Annotated in this window: 12 protein-coding genes; 1 reads left to right on the plus strand and 11 read right to left on the minus strand. The window is 55.3% G+C overall.

Annotation, left to right across the window (positions count from 1 at the left end):
* Positions 1–56: 56 nt before the first annotated feature.
* Positions 57–1,733 (minus strand): multicopper oxidase family protein, encoded by a 1,677-nt coding sequence (locus MKY58_RS14565; RefSeq protein ID WP_339320913.1) that lies wholly within the window; start codon positions 1,731–1,733, stop codon positions 57–59.
* A gap of 525 nt (positions 1,734–2,258) precedes the next feature.
* Positions 2,259–2,852 carry a nitroreductase gene (locus MKY58_RS14570; protein WP_339320914.1) on the minus strand — a complete coding sequence of 198 codons (594 nt, stop codon included), beginning with the start codon at positions 2,850–2,852 and terminating at the stop codon, positions 2,259–2,261.
* A 197-nt stretch (positions 2,853–3,049) separates the two neighbouring features.
* On the opposite strand from MKY58_RS14570, the gene MKY58_RS14575 reads away from it, so the two are divergent.
* Entirely contained in the window at positions 3,050–4,492 is a 1,443-nt protein-coding gene (locus MKY58_RS14575) for an esterase-like activity of phytase family protein (RefSeq protein WP_339320915.1), read from the plus strand.
* Between the two features lie 121 nt (positions 4,493–4,613).
* Here MKY58_RS14575 and MKY58_RS14580 read toward each other — a convergent pair whose 3' ends face one another.
* The 9 genes from MKY58_RS14580 to MKY58_RS14620 all read right to left on the minus strand — a co-directional run bounded on the left by MKY58_RS14580 (position 4,614) and on the right by MKY58_RS14620 (position 18,376).
* Positions 4,614–7,619: a family 78 glycoside hydrolase catalytic domain gene (locus MKY58_RS14580; RefSeq protein WP_339320916.1), complete on the minus strand. Its 3,006-nt coding sequence runs from the start codon at positions 7,617–7,619 to the stop codon at positions 4,614–4,616.
* A gap of 200 nt (positions 7,620–7,819) precedes the next feature.
* Positions 7,820–10,045, minus strand: a complete 2,226-nt coding sequence (locus MKY58_RS14585) for a heavy metal translocating P-type ATPase (protein ID WP_339320917.1) — start codon at positions 10,043–10,045, stop codon at positions 7,820–7,822.
* Positions 10,046–10,230: 185 nt separating this feature from the next.
* Complete coding sequence (locus MKY58_RS14590; protein ID WP_339320918.1) at positions 10,231–10,917, minus strand: hypothetical protein; 687 nt, start codon at positions 10,915–10,917, stop codon at positions 10,231–10,233.
* A 111-nt stretch (positions 10,918–11,028) separates the two neighbouring features.
* A complete protein-coding gene (locus MKY58_RS14595) occupies positions 11,029–11,418 on the minus strand; it encodes a rhodanese-like domain-containing protein (protein ID WP_339320919.1) in 390 nt (129 codons plus the stop codon).
* Between the two features lie 180 nt (positions 11,419–11,598).
* Entirely contained in the window at positions 11,599–13,362 is a 1,764-nt protein-coding gene (locus MKY58_RS14600; RefSeq protein WP_339320920.1) for an ABC transporter ATP-binding protein, read from the minus strand.
* A gap of 151 nt (positions 13,363–13,513) precedes the next feature.
* Complete coding sequence (locus tag MKY58_RS14605; RefSeq protein ID WP_339320921.1) at positions 13,514–14,503, minus strand: hypothetical protein; 990 nt, start codon at positions 14,501–14,503, stop codon at positions 13,514–13,516.
* Positions 14,504–14,531: 28 nt separating this feature from the next.
* A complete protein-coding gene (locus MKY58_RS14610; protein ID WP_339320922.1) occupies positions 14,532–15,644 on the minus strand; it encodes a hypothetical protein in 1,113 nt (370 codons plus the stop codon).
* 158 nt (positions 15,645–15,802) lie between these two features.
* A complete protein-coding gene (locus MKY58_RS14615; protein ID WP_339320923.1) occupies positions 15,803–17,269 on the minus strand; it encodes a HAMP domain-containing sensor histidine kinase in 1,467 nt (488 codons plus the stop codon).
* A 132-nt stretch (positions 17,270–17,401) separates the two neighbouring features.
* On the minus strand, positions 17,402–18,376 hold the full coding sequence (locus MKY58_RS14620) for a DUF418 domain-containing protein (protein WP_339320924.1): 975 nt from the start codon (positions 18,374–18,376) through the stop codon (positions 17,402–17,404).
* Positions 18,377–18,383: the final 7 nt, after the last annotated feature.

The raw sequence follows: 18,383 nt of genomic DNA on the forward strand, positions 1-18,383 counted from the left end.
GATTCCTGGCTTGGGGGCATGAACGACGCCGCTTTCGGGAACCCGGCTGCTTTGTCTTATTCCGGCATATTTCCGGCATTCGGATCCGGTTCGAACGTGTTGTTAAAATCCGTGTATTTCAGCTCCGTCACCATGCCTGCCGCTGCATGATGCAGGTCATGGCAATGGAACATCCAGTCGCCGGGATTGTTGGCTTCGAATGCCACGACGTAATCTTCGCCGGGTTTGACGTTCAGCGTGTCTTTATATTCCGCCGCTCCGCCGAGCGGCGTTCCGTTTTTGCTCAGCACCTGGAACGTATGCCCGTGCAGATGCATCGGATGGTCTTCGCCGGCCGAAGAGTTTACGAAATGGACCTTGACCTTATCCCCCGTTTTCACTTTAACCGGATCGGTGTCCGGAAACACTTTGCCGTTGATGGTATACACCATCTCCCCGTTGCGGCGGCTCGTGCCCAAGTCCATCGTATATTCGAGATTGTACTGATCGTTTAGCGAAAATTTGCCTTTCTCCGGCTTCCCGTATTTCGTCATGTCGACCGTTTCCAGCATTTGGGCCGAATCGTCCTGCTCCTGTTCTTTCTGCGAAGATGGCGCGTTTTCGTATTGGATCGCGATTTTCATGTTGTTGGCAACCGGGTTATCGCTATGCTCGTCGAGCAGCCACGTTCCGGGATGGTTCGCTTCGAATTCGATATCGTACCGCTCCCCGGGAGCGATGGCCAGCAGTTTGTTTTCGACCCATTCCGGATTCGCTATCCGGTTGCCGTCGGTTGCGACGATCCGGTAACGATGTCCTTGCAGATGCAGGGAATGGCTCATATAACCGGCGTTAACCAGCCGCAGCCGCACGATATCGCCTTCCTTGACGATCAGCGGCTCGGATGCCGGGTACGTTTTGCCGTTGATCGTATATAAATCGTACATGCTCATGTCGTGTCCCATGGATGCATCGCCATCATGGCCGCCGCTCATGTCATGTCCCGCCGATGCGCCGCTTTCGTTCCCCGCACCCATGTCCATTCCCTGCATATCGTGGTCGTTCATGTCCATGCCCGGCATGTCCATTCCGTGCTCATCATGTCCCGGCGACTCCGCCTCATGGCCGCCGCTTTCCGCATCCATGCCGCCGCTCATCCATTCATCCAGCACCAGCGTGTAATCCCGGTCGATGACATCCTCTTCGCTTTCGACGACAAAGGAACCGTAAAGCCCCATATCCACCTGCTTGACGCTATTCTGATGCGAATGATACCAGTAGGTTCCCGGTACCGTCGCTTTAAAGGCGTACGTAAAGCTTTTGCCGGGAGCGATGGCATTTTGGCTGACGCCGGGGATTCCGTCCATCTCGAAAGGCAAGGGATATCCATGTACATGCAGGGAAACGGGAACCTTCAGCGTATTTTTGACCATAATCTTGACCATCTCCCCCTGCTTCACCCGGATTTGGGGACCCGGCACCGAATTGTTGAACGTCCATACCGGCAGCTTGCGGCCCTGTCCCGCATCCAGCATGCTTTCCTGCGCCGTCAACGTGACTTCCCGGCCGTCCGCCTGGCTTGGCTTCACCGTCTCCGCCGCACCTTGGGTCAACGCCGTCCCTGCTGCCGGTTGATCGGAAACGTGAGCACCGTGCATGTCCGCTTGTTTGCCTTCAAAGCAGCCTGCAAGGATCAGCGGCAAGGCGAACGTCCCGGCAAATAACGTTTTTTTGATTGCTGCAAATGTGTTCATGCCGAACACTCCTCCTTCATCTTCATGCTCTTCCCTAGTATATCCAGCAAATATGTAGAAAGATGGGATTCCGTCTTCACATTTGCTACACATTTTCAGCTAACGTTGTTTTATCCAAACCATTTTGCTCGACGGCTTGTTATGATGAAGAGGATGAACATTGTGGAGGGAGAACATGAAGATGAACGCCAAAAGGCACTGCGATTCGGACGAAGACATGTTTCGGATTGATTGCAAAGCCGTATCGTTAAGGGAAGCATGCGATCGCGCTTTTGCGCCATCTACCTTCCAATCGGGTCATACAAAAATGCGGTTTCCGTTTTCGCGGAAAAATCGAGATTGACGGGGAAGATTACAATGATTACCTTGTTGAAAAAGGTTTTTGGAACCGGCAGGCTTGAATGGTTCCGGAGAGCGGTCCGTAGAGTTCCAGAAGGATTCGCCTCTCTTCCGTTGGGGTAAAACGCCAAAAATCCGCGCCAAAGCGCGGATTTTTTTATGCCTTTAGGGTTTGATGCTCCCATGTTACTTTTGAAGCGGACCGGCCTCGTCGACCCATACCGTGAGTTCTCCGAACGGCTTGCGTTTTCCTTGTGGCGCCTGTTTTTCGACAGGTACTCCCAAATAAATGAAACCCAGCACTTTATCTTTTGCGCCAAGCCCGAAATGCTCGTTCATCTTGGCGTGGTATGTCGGGGCTCCGGTTCTCCAGATGGCGCCAAGGCCCAATCCGTGGGCTTCGAGCAGCATGTTTTGAATGGCGGCGAATACCGCGCCGTATTCTTCCAGCTCAATCACTTTTTCATGCTCGGCAGGCGTCACGGCTACGGTAATGATCACCGGCGCCCGAAACGGTTTGGCTCTGGCCGCTTCGGCCGCGGCCGCTGCTTCCGGCGAAGACGGATCGGCTGCGGTTGCGAGCGCCACGTCCGCCAAAGCTTCCCCAAGCACCTTCCGTCCTTCGCCCCTCAGCACGAAAAAGCGCCAAGGTTCGGTCATTTTGTGGTTGGGGGCCCAGGTGCCCGCCTCCAAAATTTGCTCGATCTTCGAAACCGGAATCTCTTCTTCGGTGACTTTCCCGATGCTCCGGCGCGTGCGAATGGCCTCAGAAATGTTCATCTATGCGTTCCCTCTCTCCAAATAAGAATCTTTCTCAATGACTACATTGTATCAAAAAATCAATTGCATTGCCTGTGTAATGGGAGCTGGTCACATTTTACCCTGCGCAAATCTCCCGATAACGCCTCGTTAACAAAACTTCAATACAATGACCATGATACATATATTTCAGCCATCATTCGAAAGGGGTCAGTTTCATGACAAAAAAATGGTTCGTTTCCGCCATCGCTGCCTTGGCGGTCGGTTCGGCGCTGCTTCCGTCCGCCCATGCGGCCGCTCCGGAAGTAAAATATTCCTCCAACGGACAAGCCTTCACGCCGTCGACGCCGGCCGTTCTGCAGGACGATCGCCTTTTCCTGCCTTTGCGCGACGTCGCCGATCTGCTCGAAAAATACGTGGATTGGGATGACGCAAGCAAAACGGCTTTGTTTTCCGATAAACCGAAGCTGACGGGGAAATACACGCTTCATGAAAAAGATTTGGCGGAAGGCGTCAAATTCGGCGTCGGCTCCTCGCTGACCCATATTCCGGGCGACCCGGACAACGTCTTTTACACCACGGCCGACCGCGGCCCAAACGGCGAAATCGACGTTGACGGCAAAACGCGGCGCACCTTCCCGCTTCCGAATTACACGCCTTCCATCTACAAAATCCAGTTGGAGCAAGGGAAGATCAACATCCTTGAAACCATTCCGCTGAAAATCAGCGGCAAAGATCCGGTGAACGGAACGGACAAAATTACGGGCCTGCCAAACTTGAAATCCCGCGACGAAGTACCGTACGATAAGGCCGCCCAAAACGTCATTCAATACGATCCGTACGGCCTCGACGTCGAGGGGTTGGCTTATAATCCGCAGGACGGCACGTTCTGGATTTCCGACGAATACGGCCCCTACCTCGTGCAGGTCAAACGCGACGGCACCCTGCTGCAGCGGATCGCCCCGAAAGGGATCGACCCGGCATTAAACACGGCCGCGCTGCCGCTTAAGGACAACCTGCCTGCCGTATATTTGAACCGCCGCCAAAACCGCGGCGCGGAAGCCGTAGGGATTACGCCGGACGGCAAATGGATGTTCATGGCCATGCAGAGTCCGCTCCGCAATCCGGACAAAAGCGTGGACAATTCGCGTACGCTCCGGATTTTGAAAATCGATCTCGCAACATTGAAACCGGTCGCCGAATATGCCTACATCACGGAGGATGCGGGACAATTCAAAGATTTGAAGCAATCGGACATTGTCATTTCCGACCTGGTTGCGGTCAATGAGCATACGCTTCTCATCGACGAACGCGACAAAAACGCCGGGGACGCGGCCCAGCTGAAAAAAATCTTCGCCATCGACCTAAGCAACGCCACGAATGTTCTAGGCAAATACGATGACGCCTCCCAAGCAGGCAAAACGCTGGAACAGCTCAGCTTGACCGAGCTGCGGCAAATGGGCGTTCAAACGCCGGTCAAACGGACGGTGCTGGATGCCGTGGAGTTCAAGTACCCGAACGAAAAAATCGAGGGCATCTCCCTCGTGGACGGACATAAGCTGGTCATCGTCAACGATAATGATTTCGGCGTCAATGACCCCGGCTCGCCAGAAAACGGAACCGACCTCTGGACGTTCGAGCTGCCGTACGACATCAAATAAACGGATATCCTCGGCAAAAAACCGCCTCCCGACGCTAACGGGAGGCGGTTTTTTCATGCATCAGACGGATCGACTATGCGGAATCGGTACAATCGCCGCTTTTTCCGCCCAGACACCCGATTCAACGAAACTCAACCTTCATGTCGTATCCTTCCGGCGCGACCGTCCGGATTTGAATATGCGGCGGCGCCGAAACGGCAAGGATCAACCGATCCGTTCCTTCGGTCCGCCAGGAAACGTCGATGCGCCCGCCATCCGGCAGCGGCACGGAACCCGAGGCTCGTTCCAGCCCGCATGGCTGAGGTGCCACCCTTACCGTGGTCCAGCCGGGGTTCGCGCCATGAACGCCAAGGATATAGGCTCCGAGGAAATAGGCCGGTCCGGCGGACCACGCATGGCAATGGCTCCGGGTCAATATTCTCGGATCCTTGAAAAATCCGCTCCACGGGTACATCTCCCAGCATGCCGTCGCGCCGTTTTCGATCATGATCCCATAACTCGCGCGCATATCGTCGACCATGACATCCAGCCGTCCCATCCGGGCCAAGGCTTCGTAATAAAAGAATGACATGAACGGGCTGCCGATGTTGACGAAGGACGGCGGCGGCTGAAGAATATGGGACGCAATTTTTTCCAGCCTTTCCCCATCCGCGATATCGCATAAATAAGCTACGACATGCGTCTGGGCGCTCAACGTCCCGGAGAAGCCGCCATCCCGGCGGATACAGTCGGCATATGCCTGCCGCGCCTCATCCCAAAGGTGGATGTTGATCGAGGTTTTCAGCTTGTCGGCTTCCTTCCGGAAACGCGCGGAGCCCTCCTGATCGCCGGCAATGGCCCCTATTTCGGCCGCATGGTTCAACGTCCGGCATAAAAACATATTTTGCGGGGCGACCACCCCTTCGTTCGGCTGCTCGAACGGCGCCCAGTCCAGAAGATTCCAGCCGTCAAACGAAAACAGCCCGTTCCCGTCGATATGCTTCAAATATTGCTCCATCGCGAGTTTGACGTGAGGCCAGATCCCGTCCAGGAATTCCTCACGGCCATCGTACCGGTAATATTCGAGGCACGCCGTCACCCAAAAAAAGGTCCAGTTCGGAATGACGCTGTTCCAGCCGCTCGGCACTTGATCTGCGTACAGCGGCGTTTGGAACTCCGAACCCGGCACAAGCTTCAGGCAGCGCTCGACGATTTCTTTGGCGCCGAAGGCATAGTAGCCGACCAACGCTTCATTTCGGGCATCCCCGACCCAATAGGCCTGCTCGTACGCAGGGCAATCCACGAACGTGTCCTCCATGCATAGGCGGGTCGTTTCGCGGCTGATCCTCCATATTTCATTGAGCAGCGTATCGCTGCTGCGGAAGCTACCGATGTTCGCCACCGGATAGTTGCTTTGGATCATTTTCACCTCGAACAGGCGGACGGGCCGGCCAGCTCCCCGCACGGTCAGCGCCAGATAACGCAGCCCCCTGCGGATCAAAGACGTGTAAGCCTGCCTGCCTTCGCGGCAGCGGTAACGTAGCGTATTATCCAGCTGGTAGGTGTGCTGCCGCCAGCCGTCCTTCATGAACTCGAAGCCGTACAAATCGATCACGGTGCCGCTTGCGGCGTCCAGCTCGAACGAGATGTAGCCTGACAATTCCCTTCCGAAATCGATGACGATCTCGGTATCCCTACCCGGAAGCACGGGAAGAACGGCGGCGTCCGCGCCTGCAATCGCGGCGAACTGCAAAGAGGCAGGCATCCTCTGGACCGCTTCGTCCCTTTTCCAGACGCAAGAAGCAAAAACGTCGTTTCGGTTTATGAACGGAGGTTCCACCGGCCGAATCCAGGCTGCGTACGGCTGCAGGTCGGAAGCGGACGCGGCCGTCCGAACCGTTTGATAGTCCGGATGTTCGCGGTTCAAGGATCTCGTTGGCCGGTGATCGATTATAGCCACCGCATCAAACGGGCCGATCAAGCTGAACTCGGACGGATCGGGTTGCGCACCCGATCCGCCGGCCGCTGCTCCCCCGGCCTTCATGGATTCACCCGCATTTTGATCAGCCGTCGATTTCCCTGCCTTCGGCATGTTTACGGCCTCAAGCCTAAATGGCGAAGCGCAGTCGAAGCCGAGATGAAAGCCATGCCCGTGGCTCACGCCGGTAACGTCCATCAGGAGGAGATGTTCCCCCGCTTCCAAGGTTATCGTTAAATAACACTCGGGAGCCTCGCCGGTAAATTCCTCCGGCGCGCACTCTTGTCCGTCGACGAAAATGACCGGATCGATGCGGCCCGAATCGGGAAGGCCGATCGTAAAGGAAGCCGCTTCGTTCAGGATGACCCGTGTGGCCAAATAGCCGCAAAAAGCGGCATTGTTGGCATGCTCCCCGCTGTTCGGCGACATCATGCCGTATAAATCGATGACCGCGCTCCAAGCGGGCGGGCGCACGCCGCTCATGCTTTCCACCCGTGACGGATAAACGGTCTCCTCCGTTAAATAAGGAATGTCCCTCGGCACCAGCTTCGTCCACGGCTCCACGCCAACGGGGCCAATGACCGAAGCCTTCTCCCAGTCACTGTCGTCATACGCGGCCGTGGTCCACCGATCATCCCATTTTGCGGCATCGATGATTTCCGTAAAAGCCATTTGGCAGGAAATGCGCGAGGAATTCGGGTCATGCCCCCGGTGAATTGCCGTTTTCCAAGAGGAATCGGTGACGATGCTCCATTCCTGCGGATGCGGACCGCAGGAATCCAGGCTGGATTCCAAGCCGGACTCCGCATTCCGAATGTCCAGTTGGACCAAAAGTCCTCCGCGCCCGCGGAGGTATTGGAACGTGGATATGCCGTAATGCATGACCAGTACGGCGATGACCGTTTCTTTTCCCGGTTCCAGCAGATGACCGATCTCATATTCGTCGTAGGACCAGGCGAAAGGCCAGGAACGCACGGGCCCCCGTCCAAGCGGCTTGCCGTCGATGTACAGTACGTATCGGGAATCGGCGCTAATGCGGATGCTGGCGGATTGTACGGAATGCCGCGCCTTGAAGGCGCGCCGGAAGCAGCGCCATTCATTCCTCGGACTCGGTTCCCCGCTTCCCCAGATCCATTCGGCCTTCCATTCCGGATTCGCGGTTTGATTCATTGCGATGTTCCCCCTTACCCATCTTCCTTTTTCAGGTTCATGCGATTCGAACACCTCTATTATTCATGAAAGCCCTTCCGGAAAATAGGGGGATTCGGATCAATAAAAGGGGGCATTTTGCAACAATAAAAAAAGAACACCCGGTCTCCCTTGGAGAGACGAAGCGTCCTTTCTGCGATCTTCGAATGATTTAAAAACTATTAAGCTTTTGCTTTCAGCACCCGCATCGCGTTCAGCACCGCCAGGAGCGTAACCCCGACGTCGGAAAATACGGCTTCCCACATCGTTGCGATTCCGAAGGCGCCGAGCAGCAGGAAGATAGCTTTTACGCCTAACGCAAAAATGATGTTTTGCCATACGATGGCGCGCGTGCGTTTGGCAATCCGGATGGCGGCCGCCACCTTGGAAGGCTCATCCGTCATAATCACGACGTCCGCCGCTTCGATCGCCGCATCCGAGCCGAGGCCGCCCATGGCCACGCCGATATCCGCGCGGGCGAGCACCGGCGTATCGTTGATGCCGTCGCCGACGAACACGATTTTTTCTTTCGGGGATTTCCGGGCGTCCAGCTTTTCGATCTCCTCGACCTTATGATGCGGCAGAAGTTCGGCATGGATTTCGTCCAAGCCAAGCGAACGGCCGACGGCATCGCCGACGGATCGGGCATCTCCCGTCAGCATCACGGTCGTTTTTCCCATCTCCTTCAAGGTACGGACCGCCTCCGCCGCGTCCTCTTTCACCTCATCCGAAATCGTGATATACCCGGCATATTGCCCGTCTAGGCCGATATGAACGATCGTGCCCGCCGTTTCCGGTTTTTCATAGGGAAGGGCTTCCCGCTCCATAAGCTTCGCATTCCCTGCCCATACTTCCTTGCCGCCGACCTTCACTTGAACGCCATGGCCGGAAATTTCGTTGTAGCCTTCAATCCGCGTCTCATCCAATTCCTTTCCGTACGCCGTACGGATCGATTCCGCGATCGGATGGGTGGAATGGTACTCGGCATGCGCCGCTATTTCCAGCAGCGCCGCTTCGTCCAGCCCTTCGAGCGCCGGATGGATGTTCGTTACCTTGAACGCCCCTTTGGTCAGCGTTCCGGTTTTATCGAATACGACATATTTGACGTCGTTCAACGCTTCGAGATAGTTGCTTCCTTTCACCAAAATACCGGATTTCGATGCCGCCCCGATGCCGCCGAAAAAGCCGAGGGGAATCGATACCACCAGCGCGCACGGACAGGAGATGACCAGAAAGATCAGCGCCCGGTAGATCCATTCGGCAAAGCTCGCCCCTTGGATGAAAAGCGGCGGAACCAGCACCAGCAGCAGCGCTACGATGACGACCACGGGCGTATAATATCTGGCGAATTTGGTGATGAACTTTTCGGTAGCCGCCTTTTTGCTGCTCGCGTTTTGGACCAGATCCAATATTTTCGAAACCGTCGATTCCCCGAAATCCTTGGAGACTTCAATCGTCAATACGCCGTTTTTGTTGATGAACCCGCTCAGCACCTCCTGGCCGGCCCCAACGCCGCGCGGAACCGATTCCCCGGTTAATGCCGACGTATCCACCATCGAGCTGCCTTCGACGACGATCCCGTCCAGCGGAACCTTCTCTCCGGGCTTCACTACGATATGATCTCCGACCTGCACTTCCTCGGGAGACACGCGTCTCGTATCGCCGCCCGTTTTTACGTTCGCATAATCAGGCCGCAGGTCCATCATGGCGCTGATCGATTTCCGGGAACGGTTTACCGCAATCCCTTGGAACATCTCGCCCAGCTGGTAGAACAGCATGACGGCGACGCCTTCGGGATATTGCCCGACGCCAAAAGCGCCGATCGTCGCCAGCGACATGAGAAAATATTCGTCGAATACCTGTCCCCGCAACAAATTTTTCACCGCTTGAAGGACGATGTCCCCACCGGCAACGACATAGGCGACCAAAAAAATCGCCAGTTCGATAAAAGCATTCGTCTGCAGCAGCATCCCGGCAGCCGTCAGCGCCGCACCGACGAGCAGCCGCGCGGCCATGACCCTGGTTCCGCCGCGGCTATGGTCGTGACCGTGGGAATGTCCTTCCTCCCCGTGCGCTTCCGCATGGTCATGCCCGTGTGCGTGATGGTGCCCACGTTCGTGAGGATGACCGTGTCCGCGGCTGACGCCTGAAGATGCGCCCTGCTTCGTTTGGGGATCCAAGACGTTGATGTGCGGCTCAAGCTTTTTGATCTTATGTTTCACCTTGGACGCCAACTCATCGTCTTCGCCGTAGGCTTCATAGGTCAGCGTTTGCTTGACGAAATTAACGGAGCAGGAGGCGATTCCCTCCATCTTTTTCACGCCGTCTTCGATTTTCATGGCACAATTCGCGCAATCCAAGCCGTCCAGCACGAGTTCCCTTTTCACTCTTCCGGTTGCTTCAGCCATCGCAATGCCTCCGATCCAATCTGCAAATATAATATGAGCATATGTTCATGTATTAAACTTGTTAAGCACATTATATTCACTTCGCCGGGACGATGTCAATGAAATCGAACCTAAAATAGCTAGCATGAACCAAAAAAGCCGCGTTCATACGCGGCTCATGCAGAAATATAGAATTATATTCGGGTTTAGGTGCGATTCGTTTTCCTTTTGAAGTCGAACATGATTTTAACGACGAGGGAAAGGACCATGATGAACATCAGCGACAGCTGCCAACCGGTAAAACCCAGCCAAAAAGCTTCATCCGGGGCGGCGCCAAGCAGCGAAGCGGCAAACATGCCGATCGCCAGCCACAGGACCGAAACGATGAAATGATACCCGCTGAACAACCGCTCCCGCTGCCGGAACTGGTAGGCGACGATGGCGGCGGCAACGGCCGCCGAAACGATGTCTGCCGCTCCGCCGCGGCCGGAAAAGACGCGAAGCAAGTTCCATATCCCGTCTCCTGCGGCTAGCCAAGCCAATGCGGTATTGGCATAAACCGCCCATGGCCTGCGGTATTTCAGGCATTTGTACGCCGGAATGAGGAAGGCGACCACCGCGGCCAACGCCATCCCTTCCGTCCCGCCCGTGTAATACAGGAGAGACAACGGCGAACGAATGACGCTTTGGATATCAAACACGATGACGCTGAACTTCCAGACCAGGATGCCGATCAGAAGGGCCGTCGTAAGATCGTCCATCACGGGCTTGCGAACGGCAGGATCCACGCGTCTGGCAAGCAGAAAAGGCGCCAAATAGCCTAAAACGGCAGAGGCTGCCAGCATGAGCAGCGAAAATTTCAGCATGAAGGGGCCGATCATGACAACTTGCAATGGAATGCTCCTTCCCGTATGGAAAATAACACCGGGCGTGCAGAAGGCATCGACTTGTCCGGCACGTCAAAGAAAAAACCCGGCGGAGACGCCAGGTCATCTGCATCGGCCTTACGAGCGGCAGCAAACGCCGCAGTTCCAAACGGCTTGATCGTTGCTCGGCGCATAGATCCGCAAAAAGCCGTACCGCTTTAGCATGCGCGCCGCTTTTTTGATCTGGCGGCTGTTCTCCGCCAAAATCAGCACCGGTTCATCGGACGTTAATTGCGAATGGTGAACGTAAGGCAATCTTCCGATGGAAATGTTGATCGATCCGGGAACATGGTGCTTGATATAATCGGCCGCGTCTCTCACGTCAAGCATTTGCAGGTCCTGCCGGTTCTCTCGTTGCGCCTGCAGTTCTTCGGGACTGATGAAGGTCAATCCGTTCACCGGCCGCAGCTCTCTTACGGCCCATAAGCCAAACGCTGCGGCAAGAACAGCGAACAATACCCACAGCATCGATACATGTTCCTCCTTTTACCGTAGATGTTCATCGTCAAAATAAACCGAGCGCCGTCCCTGTGGTGGCCCGATTTATGCAGAAAGATTCGTATTTCGCGGAAATAGTTCAGCTCGTTAACCATACCCTTTGGGGTATAGACCGATTATAAAATCCATCTTGGCAAAAGTCAATCATGATCAAACCTCGTCCTGAAGGACCGTTTCCGCGATCCGGAGCTGCTGGTTGGCAAACTCCCTGTACATCGGATGGCTTTCGACGAGTTCCTGATGCGTTCCCCTGCCCGTAATGCGTCCTTTTTCGATAAAAAGGATCTGGTCCGCATCCACGACCGTCGACAGCCGGTGGGCAATGACCAGCGTCGTGCGTCCTTTCATCAGGTTTTGCAGCGCTTTTTGCACGAACACCTCCGACTGGCTGTCCAGGCTTGACGTCGCCTCGTCCAGCATCAAAATCTGCGGGTTCCGCAAAAGCGCCCGGGCGATGGAAATCCGCTGGCGTTGGCCGCCGGACAGTTTGATCCCGCGTTCCCCGACTTCCGTTTCGTACCCTTCGGGCAGCTCGTCGATAAAAATATCGGCGTAAGCCATATGGGCAGCTTGTTTAAGTTCCTCATCGCTCACGTCCCGGTCCATGCCGTAACATATGTTATCGCGGATCGTCCCCGCGACGATCGGACTTTCCTGGGGAACGTAACCGATCTGTTTGCGCCAGGACTCCAGCGAAAATTCGCTGACATCCTGCCCGCCGACGCGAATCGTGCCGCTGTCCGGGAGATAAAAACGCTCGATGATCGAAAACAGCGTCGTTTTGCCGCCTCCGCTCGGGCCGACGACGGCCGTCACCTTCCCCGGCTCCAGCGTGAAGCTGATATCATGAAGGACGGTGTCGCCTTTTTCGTACGAAAAATAAACATGCTCCAGCTGAATCGTTTGGACCGGGCCGGTCAACGCCTTGCCAACCTTGACGTTTTCCTGGCGGTCTTCGAGAATGCCGACGATGCGTTCCGTCGCACCGACCGATTTTTGGAGCTGCGTGAAAAACATCGTAATCTGGTTCATCGGCATGATGATCTGCACCAGGTACAAAATAAACGCCACCAGGTCGCCCGCGGAAAGGGCGCCGCTGGAAACCCTCATTCCCCCGTATCCGATGATGAGCACCATCAGGCCCATCATGACGAACGAAATGATCGGCCCGATGAAAGCCTGGATTTTCCCTTCGCGGATCCCGAGTTTCAGCAAGCCCGCAATCGCCTTCGCTCCCATGGCGTTTTCCCGTTCCTCGGCGTTCGAAGCTTTGACGAGTCGGATTTCGGACAACACCTGATTCAGAATCGTCGTAAAATCGGCCGTTTCGTCCTGCAGCCGGCGCGAAATATTCAGCATGACCCGTCCAAGCGGAACGAGCACGGCCGCGGTCACGGGAATCGCCGCCAGGATGATCAGCGTCATTTTCCAATCGAGAAGGAGCAAAATGACGATCGCCCCGACCATCGAAATGACCCCGTTAAAAAATCCCGTGACATGCTCGGACACCAGCCCTTTGAGCACGGCCGTATCATTGGTCATCCGGCTGATCGTATCGCCCGTGCGGTGATTGTCGTAATAGGGAATCGTCAGCTTCAGCAGCTTTTGCCACAGCCGCTCCCGCAGTTTGGCGACGACCTCCTGTCCAAGGCGGTTCAACAAATAAATCGATATCCCGCCCGAGATGGCGGAAGCGACGAAGCTGGCGATCAGCATGGCGATTTGGGACGGTTTAATGCTGTCGGCCGTAAAACTGTCGACAAGCCCTTTCGTAAACAGCGGAACCACGAGGCTGACCAAAGTCGAAATGACGCTGAGCAACACCGCCACGGAAAGCATCCAAACGGAAGGTTTGGTTTCGCGAACCAATCGGACGAACGCTTTCCAGTTTCCCTTTTGATAACCCTCATTCATACGATGATTTCCCCTATCCGAATATTCTTTTTATGATCCCAATCCGATTATACATATATTTCCTGATGAAGTCATATTTCGGGGCGCGTGTCGAATCCGCAACTTTTCAGACAAAAGCAAAAAGACGCGGACTATTTTCCGCGCCTTCGTTTCAGGATACGAACAAGCTGTTGACTTTCAGATCGATGGAATCCCAAAAGGACTGGATGTCTTTTTTGAGCGGTCCCTGCATGCCGCCGGTTCCTTTTTCGTAAATCACGTCGTTGTTCCGGTTTATGGCGTCGAGATACTTTTCCACGATAATCGCCGTCTTGGACTCGGGATGGTCGCTGACGAAGGTTCGGTAGCTTTTTTTCACGTCCGGCAGCAGCTTTAACGTCCGGTCATCGATGGCGTCATAGCGGAAGTCGGTCAGATACGTATCCAGATAAGATTTGTACATCTGCAAAACTTCTTTCGCCCGGAGCCCTTGCGGGTGCTCGACCAAATAATATTCGGCTTTGAGGATCCGGTCGCCGAGCTCTTCCCTCGATACCGCGATCGCCCCGTCTTCGATATAGTTTTTCTCCGAATCCATTGCTTTCAACGCCAAGTAGCTTCGGATATCACCGGAGACATAACGGCTGTATCGTTGCAGCTTTTTGTAATCGACCTTCCAGTAAAACATGCCTTCCGTATTGCCAAGGGCCAGCCCTCCCGCCATTTGGTCCAAAAGCCACTGCTTGAGCGTATCGTCGCCTTTGATGTTGTCTACGTTCATCGGGTAACCGATTTCGTTCATTTTTTGCGCCGTTTCGGGCTTTGACAGCATCGTATCGAAGTTGTCGTTCAAGCTGGGCAGGTACCGGTCATAAAAATGCTCGAGCTCCAAAATGAGCCGGTCCGCCTGCTCGGGCGTCGTTTGCGGCATGTTGTCGTCCAAAAATCGAATCGTCTCTTCCGCATCCTTCGCCTGCGATGCCAGCAGTTTGAATTGCTCCAGCACGTCTTCTTTCGTTTCGGCCGGCTCCCCGGCGGGAGGCTGCTGTTGTTCATGCTGCCCGGCAGGCGTTTGAACCGTAACCTTTTGGGGACTGCCGCAGCCGCTGACGGCGATCATCAAGGAAATCCCCAGCAGCAGGTGAACGCTTTTCCGTTTCAACCCCCTTCGCCCCTTTCCATATCTCTAGTCACTTAAACCGATATATCTCTGTCATCAGTTTGGTTCTTTCCGTCGTCAGGTTCATCTCGGGATGTTCCTGGCTCACCATCAGCCGATCCCCGTCAGGGCTCCAAATCAGGATGCTCTGCAGGTTCGGGTATAACGACACGAGGGTCGTATGGCCCGTCTTCGCATCCATCACATAAAGGCCCGAGCCGCCCCGCTCCAGGTTGAACATCGAATAGGCCAGCTTGGAACCGTCCGGCGACCAGGCGATTTGCCTGATGAGCCGTCCTTCCGTCAGCCGGGTCGGCTTTTCGGTTGCACCTGTCCCGACAAGCTCAAGCGTATTGGCCTGGTCCCCGGTTTCTTCGGCGACGGCAAGCCGGGAACCGTCCGGCGATACCGAAAAATCGGCCGCACGGGTCCGAATCAGCTCAGGTTCCCCTTCCGCTTTCGGAAACCGTGACTCTTCGATTACGATCCGCAGCTTGTAAAGGTTGTTGTCCCTGTCGATGAAATACCCCGTGAACCGGTTGGGATCTTTCGGGTCGGGGACCGCTTCCACTTTGATGACGTCCTGGCCGTCTTTCAGCTTCATCACGGAAGCGACATGACCGTCCAGACCGGCGACGGCAAGCCCGTCGATCTCCGCGAACAGGTACGCCCGATCGCCCAGCCAAGCGCCGCGCACGTTGCCGTTCAGGCTGGACTCGTTTCCGTTTAAAGCTTGCAGCGGAATCTTTTTTAGGCCATCCGCGTAAACGAACGAGGCTTTCATCTGATTGCTGACGAACAACATGCCGCCCCCCGGCGAAGGATTGACCGTCAAAGCGTCTTGAACCCCCAGAGCCCTGTCCGGGTCCTTCTCCTTGACGAGCGAATGGACATATAGCGGTTCTTCCATCCACTTCGGTTTTTGCGAGGCAATGATTTCCGTATCCGACAGCCACGCGAAGCCGTAAGCATCTTCGAGGCGGACGATTAGCCCGAGCTCGATCTTGCCGGTTTCCTCGCGGATCGGAGGGTTTTTGACGGTGACGCGGGCGCCGCCGTTTTCGCTGCATCCGGCCAGGATCGCTAGCGAAGCGGCCATGGCCGCAACGACCTTGGCGAACTTCCGCCCGGCGTTTTTTTTCATTGCGGCCCCCTCCTTTCCCGTTCTCTGCCGGATCGCCCGGGCTTCGATCTGTTTCGAGTATACCGAACAATCGTTTCGAAAATATAATCAAATGTTTCTAACTTGTATCCGTTTTTGAACTTTTATAGCCTGCTTCAATCCCGCCGGAAACATCCGGGTCAATGCCTTCGGGCCAGCGGAAACGTGACGATAAACGCCGTCCCTGGACCGTCGGCAGGCGTTTCGATCCCGATCCGCCCGTCGTTTTGCAGCGTCAGCTGCTTGACAAGGGCCAGTCCGAGGCCGCTGCCTCCCGATTTTCGCGCACGGTCGTGATTTACGGTGTAAAACGGTTCGAAGACCAGATCCCGCTGTTCTTCCGGAATGCCGACTCCGGTATCGCGAATGCGCACCACCGCGTCCTCCTCCCCGGCTGCATTCGAGACCGTCACCTCCCCTTGGGCGACGTTATATTTAATGGCATTATCCAACAAATTGACGAAAATATGCGTGAGGTTGTTGCGGTCGCCGACAATGACGGCGGGCTCAAGCCGCTGCCGGATCGTGATGCCGAACTGTTCGGCTTTACCCTTCATTCTTGCGCACACATCCGTCAGCAGTTCCTTGAGATCAACCTCCTCCGGATGATGGTCAAACGCATATTTTTCCGCGGCAGCCAGACGGAGAACCCGTTCCACCAGGTCGTACAGCCGCCCCGTTTCCTTTGTGATCGATGCATAGGCATCCTGGATCAATGCGGGATCGTCCGGGTACAGATGCAGCAGGTCGGCGTACGCGCGGATCGATGTCAGCGGCGTTTTGAACTCATGGCTGATGTTATGGATAAAATCCTTCTGCCGCTTTTCAAGCTGGCGCAGCGTTTCCAGCGTCTGTATCAGCTTTTCCTGCTCTGCGTGCAAGGACAGCACGTTCGCTTGGATGGCCCGGTTCATCTCGAAAATGCCGCCGCTCAGCTCCCCGAGCTCGTCTTTGCGCTTGAGGCTCGGTTCCGCCAGGTAATCCCCGCGCCGGATCCGCTCGGTCGCATTTTTCAGCGCGTGAATGGCATTGGCCTGCCTGTTCATGTAGATCCATCCGAACATAAACGAAACGATGAGCACCGCCGCTCCGGCGAACAAAAACAGCCTCAGCATGCTGCGGTAAAAAAGTTGTTGGCTGCCGACAGAGGTTTGAAAATGGACGACGCCAAGCTGCTGTTGATCGCTGACGACCGGCGCCAAATAATCCAGCACGTCCCCTTGAATTTCATAGGCGATTTTATTTTGCAAGGCAAACGGCAGCGTACGCCGCACATCCGGTTTTTCGGCCATAATCAGCGAATCTCCGTTTGCCTTGCCGTTGGCGTCATACAATATGACCCGCATCCCGCTGACGTTGCCAAGCTCGCGCGCCAAAGCCGGCCCCTGCAAACGCATGAACGCCTCTTTGTCCACCTGCGTTCCCGTGACGTACATTTGCAAGATCCGGTCCTCCGCTACAGCCGCCTGCTGTTCCATCGCATGTTCCATCTCCCGGCGCTGGTTATTGGAGATGCCCTGCAAAACCAGAAAACTCAGCAAACCGATCGCAAACACGAGCAAAACGGCCAAAAACCCCGTTAATTTCCACTTTAAGCTGAAGCGCATGCCAAATCCTCCGCTATTCTCTTCGGTCCCCCGCATCCTAAAACGATGCAAAGGCGACAGTTGATCTAAGATTAGCGGAGAAGCGGCATAATTTCAATGGCAGGAACCGGGCCCTTGGCACCCGGGGTTCAATCAAGCTTGCTTGGAATAATGCGGCGGAATTTTCCCGTAAGTGCCGATCCGCCACACCCATTCCAGCGGTCCCATGGGAAAACGGCTGAGCCACAGCGTGCTGAAAATGGCTTGGATGACCAAAATTTCGATGGCAATCATGGCCAATATCAAATAGTAGGCCTGGCCGCTCAGGTTCAGCACCGCATCCATCGTCAAAATCAGGACGGTTTGCATGATGTAATTGGTTAACGCCATCCGGCCAAGCCGGTTCAGCGGCATTAGCCACAGCTTCATGAACGGCAGCTCCAGCAGGAGCGTCAGCGTCGTGACGTAAAACACGTCCTCGGGCAATCCTCCGGCCACCATCGCGATGTCGACCAAACCCGTTGCATCAACGATCCGGGATTCCGCCCATAATCCGAGAGGAATCAGGACAAGGGAGAGGATCATGGCGACGATCCATCGTTTTTTGTGCTGCCGCACGTCTTCAAAAATTTTGTTTTGCCCTGCCCACAACCCGAACAGGAACATCCCCAGGCTGATCCCGATCGGTCCGAGCCAGCAGGCCGAAAGCAGGAAAAGCACGCCGATCGACAAATTGGCGCCCGGTTTCAGCCGGTAAAGCGGAAGCAGCAAAAATCCTAAAATCGCGTAAATCAGCAAAGCTTCGCCCGGTTGAAACTGATGATGCACAAGGCCGAACACGAGCAAAACCAGCAGCCTGCGCACGAACAGCACGTTCGCCTTCTCCCCTCTGGCCCGGGCCCGGGAAACGAACAGATAAAACCCGAGCCCGAACAAAAAGCTGAAAATCGTATAAAAACGGCCGTGCACCGCATCGTTCACAAACGTCAGCAGCCCTTGGTCGAGACGGCTCCAAAACCCGTATTCCGGCGGAACCGGGACGTAGGGAACCATCTGATAAATATTGATGAATATGATGCCGACAAGCGCGAATCCGCGCAAATAATCCAGCGTGTCGATTCTTTTCACGAACATG

The organism is Paenibacillus sp. FSL W8-0194 (assembly GCF_037969745.1).
Classification (GTDB): Bacteria; Bacillota; Bacilli; order Paenibacillales; family Paenibacillaceae; genus Paenibacillus_AQ; species Paenibacillus_AQ cookii.

Coding starts and splice junctions, on each gene's coding strand:
- MKY58_RS14565 (WP_339320913.1), bottom strand. CDS start 1,733: ATGAACACATTTGCAGCAATCAAAAAAACGTTATTTGCCGGGACGTTC.
- MKY58_RS14570 (WP_339320914.1), bottom strand. CDS start 2,852: ATGAACATTTCTGAGGCCATTCGCACGCGCCGGAGCATCGGGAAAGTC.
- MKY58_RS14575 (WP_339320915.1), top strand. CDS start 3,050: ATGACAAAAAAATGGTTCGTTTCCGCCATCGCTGCCTTGGCGGTCGGT.
- MKY58_RS14580 (WP_339320916.1), bottom strand. CDS start 7,619: ATGAATCAAACCGCGAATCCGGAATGGAAGGCCGAATGGATCTGGGGA.
- MKY58_RS14585 (WP_339320917.1), bottom strand. CDS start 10,045: ATGGCTGAAGCAACCGGAAGAGTGAAAAGGGAACTCGTGCTGGACGGC.
- MKY58_RS14595 (WP_339320919.1), bottom strand. CDS start 11,418: ATGCTGTGGGTATTGTTCGCTGTTCTTGCCGCAGCGTTTGGCTTATGG.
- MKY58_RS14600 (WP_339320920.1), bottom strand. CDS start 13,362: ATGAATGAGGGTTATCAAAAGGGAAACTGGAAAGCGTTCGTCCGATTG.
- MKY58_RS14610 (WP_339320922.1), bottom strand. CDS start 15,644: ATGAAAAAAAACGCCGGGCGGAAGTTCGCCAAGGTCGTTGCGGCCATG.
- MKY58_RS14615 (WP_339320923.1), bottom strand. CDS start 17,269: ATGCGCTTCAGCTTAAAGTGGAAATTAACGGGGTTTTTGGCCGTTTTG.